Genomic DNA, 14252 nt, shown 5'->3' with positions numbered 1-14252 from the left:
ACTATTACAATATTGATACTTACTAATTCCTAACGATCTAGTTCTTCAGCAGCTAAGCGACTTATAAATTAAAAAACCGCCCTTACGGGCGGTAAACAATATCCTATTACATTTCAGCTTCTTTATTAAAATACACACCATAACCTTATCGGCCAACTGATTTCCTTACACTATACAACATTATTTATGCCATAAAACCTCTGGAGGAATCTCCTTAACACTCTTACAGCCCGTTACAATCATAGCAGCCTTTAGCTCACTCGTGTACTTATCAATTATCATTTTACCCCTTCTGCACTTCCACCATAGGCACCTATAATGAGCGGCCGACCGACTAGAACTCCCTCTGCCCTTAATACCAACCATTAACTTTTAAAGTGAGAAATAGAACGTTGCAGTTCTTCAGCTAACTTTGCCAATACCTGGCTGGAAGAAGCAATCTCTTCTATTGATGCGGATTGCTCTTCCGTTGCTGCCGATGCGGTTTGGGTCCGACTAGCATTGTCCTTGCTAATAGCAGCGATGTTACCGATTGAGGCAACAATCTGCTGGCTCTTGTCAACAATTTGTTGGGTGAATGCTGAAATGTCCTGCATCTGGGAAGAAACTTGATCTACTGAACCAGCAATTTCGTTAAAAGACTGTCCTGCTAGATTGACCACTGTATTGCCTTTTTGCACTTCTTGCGCTCCAATCCGCATAGCCTGCACTGCTTCATTAGTATCTCCCTGAATTTCATGAATGAGATGCCCAATCTCTTTGGTAGCATGCTGGGACTGTTCAGCCAGTTTTCGTACTTCTTCGGCAACAACAGCAAAACCTCTGCCGTGTTCTCCTGCCCTTGCGGCTTCAATAGCAGCATTGAGAGCAAGAAGATTGGTTTGACCCGCAATACTGGCAATGGCATCGACAATCTGCCCAATTTCCTGGGAGTGCCCTCCTAATTTAGCAATAACTTCTGCCGATTTGCCCGTAGACTGTTCCACTTGCAGCATTTGCTTAATAGCAGCCTCAATAGCTTCACTCCCTGATTTCGCAGAAATAGCAGCCTGCTGGGCATTTAACGATACCTGATTCGTTTTAACAGCAACCTGCCCAATACTGGCAGCTAACTGCTCAATACCCGCTATATTTTCATTCACAATCATGACTTGCTCATCCGATCCCTGGGCTACCTCCATAATAGAGGTAGCAACCTGATTAACGGCATGAGCAGATTCTTCAGCACTAGCCGTCAATTCTTCTGCCGAAGCAGCAACTTGTTCTGCATTCGATTGTACACCGATAACCATAGAACGCAAAGTTGTTATCATCTTGTCAAAGGCCCGGATTAAATGACCAACTTCATCTGCGGACGTAACATTCGCAGCAAAATTCAAATCACCGCTTACCATATGCTCTGTCATTTGAATGATCGGTTTCGTTATGGTACGTGCCATATAAAGACCTAATAGAATACCAATACTAATTGCAATAGCTGAAGCGATTAGTATGCCAATTATAATGTTCTTCGCCAGCTCCTGAGCCTGCTGTTTTTGATCAGCTGCCTTTTCCAAAGTAAATGCTACCAACTGGTTAAAAGCGGTTTCCAATTCTTTGCGAGTCTTTCGACCATCTCCAAATGACATTTGCTTCGCTTCTTCTACATGTCCAGCTGAATAAAGATCCATTACAGAATAATTGCTTTGCGTAAAACGAGTGTGTGCGGCATCGATCTTACTTAATAGCTCTTGTTGCTCCTTTGTCGTGATCAGTCCTTGAAGCAATACGACACGTTTTTTTATATTGTCTGATTTTTCGCCGATTTCCTTGCGAAACTCCTGACTGCCAGTTAACAAAAATCCGCGTTCATCATTGGCTTGCCCAGTAAAATAATATTGTATCTCCCGCAAATGAATCACCGTAACGTCTGATTGGTTTGTAATTGTCTCATAGGCAGATTGTAAATTCTTAAATCCGTAAATGGAAGATATGGTTACAGCAATAACTAAACATGATAAAACAGTATATCCTATAATTAATTTTGTTTTGATCTTCACGGAATTCTCCTCTTATTAAGATTCTTACTTGCATGAATGAAGTAATGTTCTTATAATAACTCATTCATTTTTAAGATTCAATGTGAAATGTACTTTTTTCATTCTATTATCTGGAACAACACATTACAACATACCAGCTATACTTGAAATTTAATCAGAAGATAATCATCAAAATAAATAAATCCTAAAGAGGTATAAGCGCGTACTAATTTACCTTTATCCGGAGTCAAAAAAAGTGCTGCCACCTTATGGTGACAGCAAAATATCCAAGATTATCGAAAGTCTCGCTATTTTACGATACCGATCTCTTCGTCTGTCAAATAACAGGCTGGATCTGATTCCCAAAAATCACCTGTGGCAGCTTCCGCGCGGGCACGGAAATTGCCATTACAGACATTTAGCCATTTACAAATACCACAGCGGCCTTTTAATAATGCTTTGCGATCCTTTAACCCTGCAAGAATAGGATTGGACTCATCTGTCCAGATATCGCCAATTGCTCGATCACGAACATTTCCAATGGTATAATTCTGGGTAAATTGATCCGAATGAACATTGCCTAAAGGATCTACATTGCCAAAGGCTATGCCTGAGCGATTGCCGCCATTGCGCATCATCAAATTCCATACCTTCTCGGCACGCACAGGGTCCTTCTTAAGAGACTGCAAATACAAATATACAATATCCGCATGGTTATCAACGGTGAGTATTTCACAGGTTTTATCGAATTCTTGAGCCTTAGCCATAATAAGGTCCATAGCCTGACGAGACTCCTCATGAGTAACATCATGCTCCATCATCTGAGAAGCTCTTCCTGAATAAACCAAATGATAAAAACAGACCCGAGGAATTTTTTCTTCTTTTATCAGTCGAAAAATATTTTCTAAGTCATGGAAATTATAGCGGTTAATGGTAAAACGCAAACCAACGCGTTGCCCCACATCCAGACAGTTGCGAATGCCTTCCAGGGCTTTCTCAAAAGCCCCTTGCTTACCACGGAATTTATCATTGGCCTCACCCAAACCATCAAGGCTAATACCCACATAACCTACATTTAGTGCCTTAATATCTTTTGCCAATTGTTTATCAATTAATGTGCCATTGGTAGAAAAAGTAGAACGTATGCCATATTTCTTCGCATGCTCCACCAATTCAAAAACGTCAGGACGAATGAGAGGCTCTCCTCCTGACAACAACAAAACAGGGACCTTAAAGGCGGCACAATCATCAATAAATTTTTTAGCTTCTTTCGTTGTCAGCTCACCATCATATTTTTTCCCATCTGAATTAGAGTAGCAATGTACACATTTCAAATTACAGGTTCGTGTAATATTCCAAGAAAGTACTGGTCCCATACCTTGCGCAGCACCATGACGTTGTCCGTGGACACCGGGAGCATAACGCAATGAATCCCCAAAATTTTCCGTATCGCAAAGCAATTTGCTTACACCAATCATATTTTTCACTCTTTTCTCAATATTTTTCATTAGTAGAATCGCAAAAAAAACGACCTACTAACATATACGTTCTTAGCATATTGTAACAGTCTTATATAGGAAATGTCTATACTTAGTCCTTTTTAAATTACATCCTTTTTTTGTACTTATTACCTTGTCAGCTTTAAAACGGTAGGATAATGGCAAGGCTATTCTTCGCAGCACAAGGCGAAGGAGGGAAGCATACCGGGAGTATGGCGACCGACGACAACGAAGGGGTGCGGAGAATAGACTGTCAGTATCCACTGATTTAGGGCTGATAAGGTACTAATACCACTTGACTGCTAAAATACCTACGTATTCTTTCAACGCCAAACTTGTATTTAGCAAAGCACCTGCCGAAGGCCACAATTGATGAAGTTCAAATTGATTTTTTATATTGCTTTGATAATCCGTTGGATAAGGCAGAACAGTTACCTGTGTCTTTTCAAATTGCAATACAGACCGTTTCATATGAAAAGCCGAGGTCACTAAAACAGGCTGTTTAAATCCATACTTCTCCAGTAGTACTTTCGTATACATCGCATTTTCCGTAGTATTTAGACTTTTATCCTCAATAATAATTTTCTCTTCTGGAACCCCTAATCCGAGCAAAATAAGCTTGCTGATCTGCGCTTCACACCCTGTAGTCTCTAAGACTTTTCCCCCTGATAAGATAATAGGAATATGCAGCTTTTGGTACAGTTGAGCCGAAGTTAAAAGACGGTTGGCAGCAAAGCCTGACAGATGGCCTAATCCGTTGACATTCGGTGTATCAAGCGTTGCTCCACCTCCCAGCATGATAATAACATCTCCTTCTACTGACCTTGGAACCTGGTACTCTTTTTCCAAAGCTCCTATTAACCGATCACTTAGCACTGAAATGGTGCATAAATAAAATACCAATGTAAATAACCCTATTATTTTTGCTAATTTCCGATGATTCTGGAAGGCATACAAACATAAAAAAAATAAGCCCACTATAATAATTCCCGGGGGAAATAAGAAGGTGCTATATAAAAACTTAATAAAATATACCAATATTTTCGCCTCCATGCTCGATAAGTGACATTCTGATCTTTTAGCCTCATTATAACCCGCCCTCTTGCAATATGCAAAAAATCATGAAAATGTTTTGTGTCCTCTGCATTTAATATTTTCTTAAACTTATCTACTCCATAGATATAGGACAAAGATCTTATTATTCAGTACTTCTTCGAAAATATTTTGAGATATTTAGCCATACCATGTATAATCTTACTATTAGCACTTATTTTCTTTTGTATATAATTCGATTTTATTTATATATAGTCATTAAAGGAGTTGGTTCTTATCGCTACTAAAATGGTCGCAGTTAAAAATCTAAGCCCTGGTTTGATACTCAGTGATGCTGTCATCACTCCCGCTGGAAAAACGTTGCTAAATGCAGGGGGAGTTTTAAGTCAACGGGCCATCTCGCTCCTTAGTATGTGGGATGTCAATTATGTCTATATAAATGCGGAGGATGACCACGAGCCATCGGAAAGCCAAGCTATACTGCCGCCTCCATCCTCTTCTTTTGATATATCTAAAGAATGCATGCAGTTCTTTCAAGAATATGATTCCATCCTAACCTCTACTGACAGCTCCTTTGAATTTGTACGCAACCAAAATAAGGTTCCTGTTCTGGCTCTGAAGAGCACCTCTTTTGCAATCTATTCTTCAATACTGACAACAGGTCCAGCTCTTATGGACTACCTGTTGATTAGCGATTATCAACTAGCCAGCAAGATTGCACGGCACACTGCCATGGTAGCCTATATCTGTGGATTAATCGGCAGACAGCTCAATTATAATGAAACGGAGCTTAAAGCACTCACCTTAGCGGGACTGCTCCATGATATAGGAAAAATGGTTATTAGTCACGAAAACAGTTCCACTTCGGAAAAGGATCATGTTATCAATGGAGCCCGGTTGATTAAGAATGTAAAAGGCATTTCCGACGAAGTAACCTTAAGCGTTTTACAACATCACGAGTATTTGGACGGTACTGGTTTCCCGATGGGTATTTCCAGTCCAAAAATTCACCCCTATGCTAAAATTATTGCCATTGCCGATATCTTTCACTACCATTCCTATCTAGAAGACTATTGCAATCCTTTCAATGCTCTTAATGTAATAACAAAAGATATGTTTGGCAAACTTGACCCTACCATCTGTCAAATGTTTACGAAACAGGTTCGTGATTCTTTATTAAATAGTAATGTTATCTTAAGCGATGGACAAGAGGCAACGATTATTTTCTTTTCGCCTAACTCCAATGATCCAATTGTTAAAACTCTCGATCAAAAGCTGATTGATCTATCTACCGATAAAACCCGCAGTATCAATCGAATGTGTACTCCCGATTACCCCTTATCATAATAAAAACAGGCTTTGTCTTTGTACAAAGCCTGTTTTTATTATGATAGAAAGTTCTAAATGATACTCTTCATATTTTAAATGTTTTTCTGTTCTAAAGAATGGAAATGTTTATATCAACTCTACAATTGTTGCTACGCCCTGCCCGCCGCCAATGCATAAGGTTGCCAATCCTATTTTTGCATCCTTTTGCTTCATTCCATGTAACAGCGTTACCAATATACGCGCTCCACTAGCTCCTATTGGATGTCCAAGAGCAATTGCACCACCGCGGATATTCACCTTTTCTTTAGCAAAACCAAGCTCTTTGCCTACCGCTAAAAACTGAGCTGCAAAAGCCTCGTTGGCTTCAATTAAGTCCAAATCAGCTACAGTTAAACCTGCTTTAGCCAAGGCTTTTTTAGTGGCTGGAACAGGACCAATCCCCATAACACTTGGATCAACACCTGCTGAACCGAAGGAGCGAATACGAGCCAAAGGCGTAATCCCTAATTTTTTAGCTTTATCGGCAGACATTAATACAATAGCTGCCGCCCCATCATTAATACCCGAAGCATTACCCGCAGTTACAGTACCATCTTTCTTAAAGGCAGGTTTTAAGCCCTTTAGGGTTTCAGCAGTCGTTCCTGCTCTAGGGTATTCATCTGTATCAAAAACACTCTCACCTTTCTTATTCTTTATAATAACAGGCACAATTTCCTCTTTAAATACACCATCAGCAATTGCCTGGATCGCCTTTTGCTGTGACTCAGATGCTAACTGATCTTGCTCTTCACGACTAATGCCATAGACCTCAGCTACATTCTCAGCGGTAATCCCCATATGATAGTCATTAAATGCGCACCACAAACCGTCCTGAATCATCGTATCAACAACCTTTGAATGCCCCATACGCAATCCCCAGCGTGCCTTACTATCTAAAGTATAAGGAGCATTGGTCATGCTTTCCATACCCCCTGCTATTACAATATCCGCATCACCTGTCATAATCGTCTGGGCTGCTATATTTACAGATTTTAGTCCAGAGCCACACACCTTATTGATGGTATAAGCCGACGTATCAACAGGAATACCTGCTTTGATTGCCGCTTGACGAGCAGGATTTTGTCCCAGACCCGCTTGTAATACATTACCAAAAATAACTTCTTCAACCTGCTCTGCACGAATGCCACTGCGAACAATTGCTTCTTTAATCACAATGGCTCCTAAGTCAACAGCTGTAAAAGGCGACAAGGCACCATTGAAACTACCTACAGGAGTACGTACAGCACTTACAATTACTACTTCTTTCATATTTCATATACCTCCATTTTTATATGTAATTACTTCACCCATTAGCTCGGCTTAGAAAAAATGTAATCCCACAACAAAAATAATCCCAGAAAACAGCAGAGCCGTTACACAATATCCCATAATATCTCTAACACCTAAACCAGCAATTGCCAATGCAGGCAATGCCCAAAATGGCTGAGCCATATTCATCCACGCTTCACCATAAGCAATCGCCATAGCCGCTTTCCCCAAATCGGAACCTAAGGCCTGAGCTGCTGGCATAACAAACGGCCCTTGTATTACCCAGTGTCCACCACCTGATGGGACTGCAAAATTTATTAATGCCGAGCTAAAGAAGGCCATAATCGGAAATGTTTCCTTAGTGGCTATATGCACAAACCAGTTTGTAATAATGCCGCCCAAGCCAGAATGTTCCATCATAATCTGAATGCCGGCGTAAAAAGGAAATTGAATTAAAATCCCAGAGGTGCCACGAGTTGCCGCGGTAATCGCCCTGGCATAGGCCATAGGAGTTTTGTGCAGCAAAATCCCCACCGTTAAAAATATCAAATTAACAGTATTCACGTTAATATCAAAACCTTTTTGAAGAAAGTACATACCTAGATACACAATACCAAAGCCTCCTACGACAAAGGCCAATAAACGACTTTCCTCAATTCTTTCCGCCCAAGTGGCATCTTTTCCTACCACTTTGGTAACTGCCACCTCATCTTGCAAAAGGGCAGGATCAACTGCAACGACTTCACTTTCCTTTGGCATCATCATGCGAGTCAAAAAGGGTAAAGTGATAATTAAGGCCACTGTAATAAAAATATTATAAGGCGTAAAAATCGTGCTCGAAATTGGAATCAGACCGCATATTTTTTCCATGGGATTGCCTTTTGTCGCAGCCACCAAAGGAATCGAAGCAGATAAACCGCCATGCCATGTCAAAAATCCAATATAGGCTGATGCAATGAGCAATCGATAATCCGATTTTGGAATGCGGCGAGCCACTTCCCGGGCAAACATAGCACCAACAACCAAGCCAAATCCCCAGTTAATAATGCAAGCAACAGCAGACATAAATGTCACTAACATAACTCCCTGAGCCGGCGTCTTGGCAATGGATGCGAGTTTAGTCATTCCCTTCTTAATGGGTGCCGAGCTGGCTAAAGCATGTCCAGTAACCAATACTAAAGCCATCTGCATGGCAAAACCTAATAGATTCCAGAATCCATCCCCCCACAGCTTAACCATATCTAGTGGGCTGTTGGGGGTCATGGCAATACCCAACACAAAAGTGATAATCGTAAGTAAGATGGCAAAAACTAACGGATCCGGTAAAAAACGATTTACTAAGTTGGTAAAAAATTTTGCGATTGCATTTACCATTTCTGATTCTCCTTTTATAGTTAGATTTGTGATGCAAGATTCTGCATAACTTTAAGATTTGGACTAATGATGAGTGCAGCCTCTGTTCTAGCTGCCACAGTCTCAACTTCTACACCAGGAGCAATTTCTTCCAACAAAAGACCTTCTGGAATTACACGAAATACGCCTAATTCTGTCACAAGAAGATTGACTTTCCCTTTACCAGTAAGGGGCAGAGTGCATTCTTTTAAAATTTTTGAAGAACCGTCTTTCGCAGAATGTTCCATAGCCACAATAACCTTTTTTGCACCTGACACTAAATCCATCGCCCCTCCCATGCCAGGAACCATCTTGCCCGGAACCATCCAGTTAGCCAAATTACCGTATTGGTCTACCTGTAATCCGCCCAGCACAGTGACATCCACATGACCGCCGCGAATTAGACAAAAGGACATGGCACTATCAAATACCGCACCGCCAGGATTAATACCACAATGCTGTCCACCTGCATTAACTAAATTATTGTCAGGAACTTCACCCACGCTGCTTAGACCAACGAAACCATTTTCCGACTGCAAAACCACATTTATGCCCTCTGGCAGGTAATTTGCCACCATTGTAGGCAGACCAATGCCTAGATTTACAACATCTCCATCTTGCATTTCCACTGCTACCCGTCTAGCAATTATTTCTTTTGCATTCATTACCTAGCCCCTCCGATACATATAATTTGATCTACAAGTACGCCTGGCGTCATGACCTCATCAGGATCAATTTCACCAATTTCCACAATTTCATCCACTTGCACAATAACAAGATCAGCGGCTAAGGCCATTACCGGATTAAAATTGCGAGCAGATTTGTCATACACTAAATTTCCAGCCTTATCTGCTTTTTTAGCTTTTAGCAGTGCAAGATCAGCCCTTAAAGCCTTCTCTATTAAATACTCCACACCATCAACCCAGATTTTTTCTTTATTTGCCTCTACAATCGTACCAATGCCAGTTGAAGTAAGGACACCGCCCAGACCTGATCCACCACAACGTATTCTTTCTGCTAGCGTCCCTTGAGGTACTAACTCCACAGATAGTTGCTCCTGAATCATTTGTTTACCGGTTTCAACGTTGGTACCAATATGGGAGGCAATTACGTGCTTAACCAAGCGCTTAACGATTAAAGGTCCCACTCCTTTATCAATAAAACCAGTATCAGTCACGATCAAGGTAAGGTCTTTAATTTCTCTATCTAGAATCGCTTGCACTAATACTTCAGGCGTTCCAACACCTAAAAAACCACCAACCATTACAGTCATACCATCTTTAAATGATTGGCCTACTTCTTCGATGGTCACATGTTTGTTCATCTTAACAAACCTCCCTGCTTTATTTTCAACATCCTTATCTAACGCAAGATACATGCCAAAAAAATAAAGCTGCCTTATCTTTTTTGATAAGGCAGCCCACTAGCATAAACACTGCTAGTATTCCTACGACTCGTTTACTCAGCTTATTTATTTTTTTAATGGAAGTGTGAATTTTCTTTCACACCTTTACACTAATATTCACACTATTCAATCTCATACTCTTGCGTCTTATAAATTAAAGCACGCCTACTGATTCCCAGTTCTTTCGCAGTCTTCATCTTGTTACCCTGATTGCGAAGCAGTGCTTGTTTTATCAGTTTACATTCTTCTTCCTTAATCATTTCTTTGAGAGTATGCCCTGTATATCTGTCTCTTTCAGTTTCATTCTGTGCAATCATGCTCTTATCCCGCAAGGGCAAAGGCAAATCTTCAATAAAAATTACACTTCCAGTACTCATGATCACTGCCCGTTCAGCGACATTCGCTAACTCCCGTACATTACCTGGCCAATCATATTTTTCTAATGCAGCCATTGCTCCATCATCAAATCTAAGAATTCCTCGATCATTTTCGTAAGAAAACTTGTGCAAAAAATGATCCGCTAATAATCTGATATCTTCTTTGCGCTCACGTAAAGGCACAGAATTGAGACAGACTACGTTCATACGATAGTATAAGTCTTGACGAAAGCTTCCCTCTTTCACCATTTTTTCTAGATTTTGATTCGTTGCCGCAATGACACGAATGTCAATTTTGATCGTCGCATTGCCGCCTACCCGCTCAAACTCCCGTTCTTGAAGTACACGTAATAGTTTAACCTGTAACTTCGTAGAAATTTCCCCAATCTCATCCAAGAAGAGAGTCCCTTTATCAGCCTGCTCAAACCGCCCTGCTCTACGCATCATCGCTCCAGTAAAAGCGCCCTTTTCATGTCCAAATAACTCGCTTTCTAGTAACCCTTCCGGCAATGCGCTACAATTGATTTTAATAAACGGTCCCTTACGGCGAGGGCTATTATAATGAATGGAGTTTGCAATTAATTCCTTACCGGTACCACTTTCTCCTGTTATCAAAACACTTGCATTGCTTTGGGCGACCCTATCAATAATTCTATATAATTCCTCTACTTTGGGACTGTTTGTCAATATTTTATCTAAACGATACGAATCATTAAGTTCGCGATGCAGTACTGTAATTTCTTTTTCCATACGTTGTATCTGGATTGCACGATTGACCAATAAGGTAACTTCATCAATATCAAAAGGCTTAATAAGATAATCAAAAGCTCCAAGCTTTATCGCCTCTATCGCTGTTTCAACTGCAGCAAAAGCTGTCATTAATATGACTGTCACACCGCGATGAATCTTTTTCATTTCTTTAAATGCAGCGATCCCATCCATGACAGGCATTCGAATATCCATCAAAATCGCATGAGGCTTAACTGTAGCACATTTTTCTATGGCATCTTGTCCATCTACGGCACTCTCTACATGGTAACCTTCCCGCTTAAGCACAGCTGTTAATAATTTTCGTACACTATCTTCATCATCAACTACCAATATGGTGTAGTTATGATTCATCATGCTTGCCTCCTTGATGAACAACAGGAAGCTTCAAGGTCACTGCTGTCCATTCGTTGACTTGACTCTCAATCTCCACCTGTCCATAATGGGCACTGATAATACGTTGGACTACTGCCAGTCCTAAGCCAGTTCCTGCTGACTTCGTCGTAAAAAAAGGGTCAAATATTTTTTTTCGATTTTCTTCTCTAATACCGTTTCCCGTATCGGTGATTCTGACACAAACAAAGGATGGATCAGGCTGCCATGTATCGATTATCACAGATCCTTTATCCGTGATAGCCTGCATCGCATTTATGAGAAGATTCAGTAGTACCTGCCTAATTTGTTCTGCATCTGCCTCTACCTGGGGTAAACTGTCCGCAAGAAATAAACGGAATTCCACCTTATGTCTAGTCGTTTTGTTTTGAACCAGCACTAAAGTACTTTCAATTAATTCATTGATATTAACCCATATATAGTGGGTTTTATAAGGTCTTGCAAAATATAATAATTGTTCAATGACACGATTGACACGATCCACTTCTTTAATGATAATCGGCATATATTCTTGTCGTTCCTCGTCACTATCCACATTTTGCAAATATTGAACGAACCCTTTAATCGCCGTCAACGGATTGCGTATTTCATGAGCAATGCTCGCCATAAGTTCGCCTAAGGCAGCTAACCGCTCTGCTCTATATACTTGCTCCTGCAAACTATGCTGCTGGGTTAAATCCTTAAAAACAACAACCGCACCAATCGTTTTATTATGACTATCGATGAGTATACTCGTACTAATGCTAATATAAATATACTTTTCCTTGACGGGATAATTAATTTCAATGCCAATATGATTTGTTCCTGATACCAATGTGTCTAACAATAAACTGTGAAACTGATCATTTTCACGAAATATCTCTTTATATCGTCTTCCAATCACTTCTTCTAGAGTAAAACCAGTTATTTGCTGAGCCGCCTGATTCATTGTCGTAATCATACCTTCTGTATCCACAGTAACAACGCCATCAGCAATACTATACATAATATTCTCATTCAGAGAACGAGCGTCAATCAGAGATTGGGCCATATGATTAATCTCATCAACAATTTCACCGATTTCACCCTCCATAGATACAATTGGTTTCTTCAAGTTAAATCGTAGACGTTGTAACCCTCTTTTAATCTCTTCTACATCTTTTACGAAACGGTTTGTCAGGCCCACCGTCAACATCATGCCAACCAAAATGCCAATTAAAACAGACCAAACTATATTTTTGTCCATGACTTTTAACTGAGCCTGAACATCATCTGTCAATTCATTGGCCCATATATATCCTACTATTTGTCCATTTCGCTCAATGGGAAGCATAACGTTCATAATATTGCCCCGAACCAACTTACCAAATTGCACCATACTCTGCCCTGTCTCCATTACTTTTCGCCCTGGATGCAGCTCTTCAATGGAAATACCGACTTTATTGGCATATGTATCACTAGGTCCGTAAGTAATAATCGCATCTAGTTCTTTACTATAATAGCCCACACCAATTCCTGTATTAACCTCTGCAACGATATCGGTATAGCTGGCTAATCTTTCATTTAAGGCTTTTATCTTATCAGAACGTTTCTTATCCAGCATATGTCTTTCTGATAAAATTGTATCAAAACCATTGCCAAGATGATGATCAAGCAGCCTGGCAATACCAAACAGCTTTATCTGCTTTTCTTGCAGCAACGCTTTTTCAGCCTGTATTTTAACCGTATATCCGATCAGCAGGATGGGTACACTGACAATCATTAATATCAATAATAACATTTGATAACGTAATGTTTTCGGGAAAAAATTCCTCATCATTCTCATCCTCACTGCTTACTGCTTACTGCTTGTACATGGTAAAGCTAGAATCGCTCCTGGTATTTAGGGCAGTACATTCTTAATCCTGTCTTTAATCTCATCCGGTAAATCCACAGCTGTTGTGAAGTTGACAAATCCCTTTTCCGGTACAGCCTCTTTAATGATTACAGCATCCAACGGTTTATACCCCAAGACATCAATCGTGCCTATATTAGAGTTATATAAAGCCTGATGAAAATCAATGGTTACCTCATTGCCTACGATTTTAACTCCCAATTCATAACCTGGATCAACATGACCTACGAATTTTGTAACCATAGCCAAACTGACTTTAGAAAAAATCCATGAAACAATCGGTTTATCGGGTAATTTCTTATCTACGATTTTTAATTTCATAACAGAACTATCTTTATTATGTTCAAACTGCTTTACATGGCATATAAAAACCATACGCCCAGCTTTCTTTGTTAAAGCAGTAATTTTCAGCTTATGATCCTTTAAGGACGTAATGGACAATTCTCTTATTTCTTCACTATCTTCTATCGTTGAAGCTAAATACTCATTCATCACATCATCAGGAACTGCTACTTTCCCTCGTTCTAAATTTTTAAATGTCTGTAAATCCCAAGTTTCTTTCAACACTGCAATAACACGGGATAAATTCGGTATCGACTCTTCAATACTCCATCCCTTCACACTATCCATTACATGATCTGAAATAATAACCGGCATATCCATCATCTTGATATTCCCCCTTAGAAGCGACCATCCTTTTTTATAGCTCATTATATATAAATCACATCGGCTATGCAATATAAGATACTCTGATGCATCTTTTTAAAAATAAAACGAATTGAACCACAAAGACGCAAAGGACACAAAGGGGTTTAAACTTATACACTGTGCTAAATC

At 40.0% G+C, this 14252-nt stretch carries 11 protein-coding genes; 1 reads left to right on the top strand and 10 read right to left on the bottom strand.

Translation table 11 applies throughout. The features are described 5' to 3' along the window. Window positions 1-365: 365 nt before the first annotated feature. The 3 genes from JBW_RS02355 to JBW_RS02345 form a co-directional block, all read right to left on the bottom strand. Window positions 366-2039 (bottom strand): methyl-accepting chemotaxis protein, encoded by a 1674-nt coding sequence (locus JBW_RS02355; protein ID WP_007958710.1) that lies wholly within the window; start codon window positions 2037-2039, stop codon window positions 366-368. A 287-nt stretch (window positions 2040-2326) separates the two neighbouring features. Then, the gene (nirJ1, locus tag JBW_RS02350; RefSeq protein WP_007958709.1) at window positions 2327-3496 is read right to left on the bottom strand and encodes a putative heme d1 biosynthesis radical SAM protein NirJ1; all 1170 of its coding nucleotides are present in this window, start codon (window positions 3494-3496) and stop codon (window positions 2327-2329) included. Between the two features lie 306 nt (window positions 3497-3802). Continuing rightward, window positions 3803-4555, bottom strand: a complete 753-nt coding sequence (locus JBW_RS02345; protein ID WP_007958708.1) for a YdcF family protein — start codon at window positions 4553-4555, stop codon at window positions 3803-3805. A gap of 303 nt (window positions 4556-4858) precedes the next feature. On the opposite strand from JBW_RS02345, the gene JBW_RS02340 reads away from it, so the two are divergent. Then, window positions 4859-5917: an HD-GYP domain-containing protein gene (locus JBW_RS02340; RefSeq protein ID WP_007958706.1), complete on the top strand. Its 1059-nt coding sequence runs from the start codon at window positions 4859-4861 to the stop codon at window positions 5915-5917. Between the two features lie 108 nt (window positions 5918-6025). On the opposite strand, the gene JBW_RS02335 is transcribed toward JBW_RS02340, so the two are convergent. The 7 genes from JBW_RS02335 to JBW_RS02305 form a co-directional block, all read right to left on the bottom strand. Next, the gene (locus tag JBW_RS02335; protein WP_007958704.1) at window positions 6026-7207 is read right to left on the bottom strand and encodes an acetyl-CoA C-acetyltransferase; all 1182 of its coding nucleotides are present in this window, start codon (window positions 7205-7207) and stop codon (window positions 6026-6028) included. A 51-nt stretch (window positions 7208-7258) separates the two neighbouring features. After that, window positions 7259-8581: a TIGR00366 family protein gene (locus JBW_RS02330; RefSeq protein WP_007938691.1), complete on the bottom strand. Its 1323-nt coding sequence runs from the start codon at window positions 8579-8581 to the stop codon at window positions 7259-7261. A 20-nt stretch (window positions 8582-8601) separates the two neighbouring features. Then, window positions 8602-9264, bottom strand: coding sequence for a 3-oxoacid CoA-transferase subunit B (locus JBW_RS02325; RefSeq protein WP_007958702.1), 663 nt, complete (start codon window positions 9262-9264; stop codon window positions 8602-8604). Then, window positions 9264-9923 (bottom strand): acetate CoA-transferase subunit alpha, encoded by a 660-nt coding sequence (gene atoD / locus JBW_RS02320; RefSeq protein WP_007958700.1) that lies wholly within the window; start codon window positions 9921-9923, stop codon window positions 9264-9266. Before atoD ends, JBW_RS02325 begins: the two co-directional genes overlap by 1 nt. A gap of 203 nt (window positions 9924-10126) precedes the next feature. After that, window positions 10127-11506: a sigma 54-interacting transcriptional regulator gene (locus JBW_RS02315; protein WP_007958697.1), complete on the bottom strand. Its 1380-nt coding sequence runs from the start codon at window positions 11504-11506 to the stop codon at window positions 10127-10129. Then, window positions 11493-13340, bottom strand: coding sequence for a two-component system sensor histidine kinase AtoS (gene atoS / locus JBW_RS02310; RefSeq protein ID WP_007958696.1), 1848 nt, complete (start codon window positions 13338-13340; stop codon window positions 11493-11495). Before atoS ends, JBW_RS02315 begins: the two co-directional genes overlap by 14 nt. Before the next feature lie 63 nt (window positions 13341-13403). After that, window positions 13404-14081, bottom strand: a complete 678-nt coding sequence (locus JBW_RS02305) for a hypothetical protein (protein WP_007958694.1) — start codon at window positions 14079-14081, stop codon at window positions 13404-13406. Window positions 14082-14252: the final 171 nt, after the last annotated feature.

Origin of the sequence: Pelosinus fermentans JBW45, assembly GCF_000271665.2 — a bacterium.
GTDB classification, from domain to species: Bacteria; Bacillota; Negativicutes; order DSM-13327; family DSM-13327; genus Pelosinus; species Pelosinus baikalensis.
This window is presented reverse-complemented; position numbering and strand designations above follow the sequence as displayed.

What these genes read in the sequence shown, in the direction of transcription:
- JBW_RS02315 (WP_007958697.1), bottom strand. Translation starts at nt 11,506, where the DNA reads ATGATGAATCATAACTACACCATATTGGTAGTTGATGATGAAGATAGT.
- atoD (WP_007958700.1), bottom strand. Translation starts at nt 9,923, where the DNA reads ATGAACAAACATGTGACCATCGAAGAAGTAGGCCAATCATTTAAAGAT.
- JBW_RS02340 (WP_007958706.1), top strand. Translation starts at nt 4,859, where the DNA reads ATGGTCGCAGTTAAAAATCTAAGCCCTGGTTTGATACTCAGTGATGCT.
- JBW_RS02335 (WP_007958704.1), bottom strand. Translation starts at nt 7,207, where the DNA reads ATGAAAGAAGTAGTAATTGTAAGTGCTGTACGTACTCCTGTAGGTAGT.
- JBW_RS02305 (WP_007958694.1), bottom strand. Translation starts at nt 14,081, where the DNA reads ATGATGGATATGCCGGTTATTATTTCAGATCATGTAATGGATAGTGTG.
- JBW_RS02325 (WP_007958702.1), bottom strand. Translation starts at nt 9,264, where the DNA reads ATGAATGCAAAAGAAATAATTGCTAGACGGGTAGCAGTGGAAATGCAA.
- JBW_RS02330 (WP_007938691.1), bottom strand. Translation starts at nt 8,581, where the DNA reads ATGGTAAATGCAATCGCAAAATTTTTTACCAACTTAGTAAATCGTTTT.
- atoS (WP_007958696.1), bottom strand. Translation starts at nt 13,340, where the DNA reads ATGATGAGGAATTTTTTCCCGAAAACATTACGTTATCAAATGTTATTA.
- nirJ1 (WP_007958709.1), bottom strand. Translation starts at nt 3,496, where the DNA reads ATGATTGGTGTAAGCAAATTGCTTTGCGATACGGAAAATTTTGGGGAT.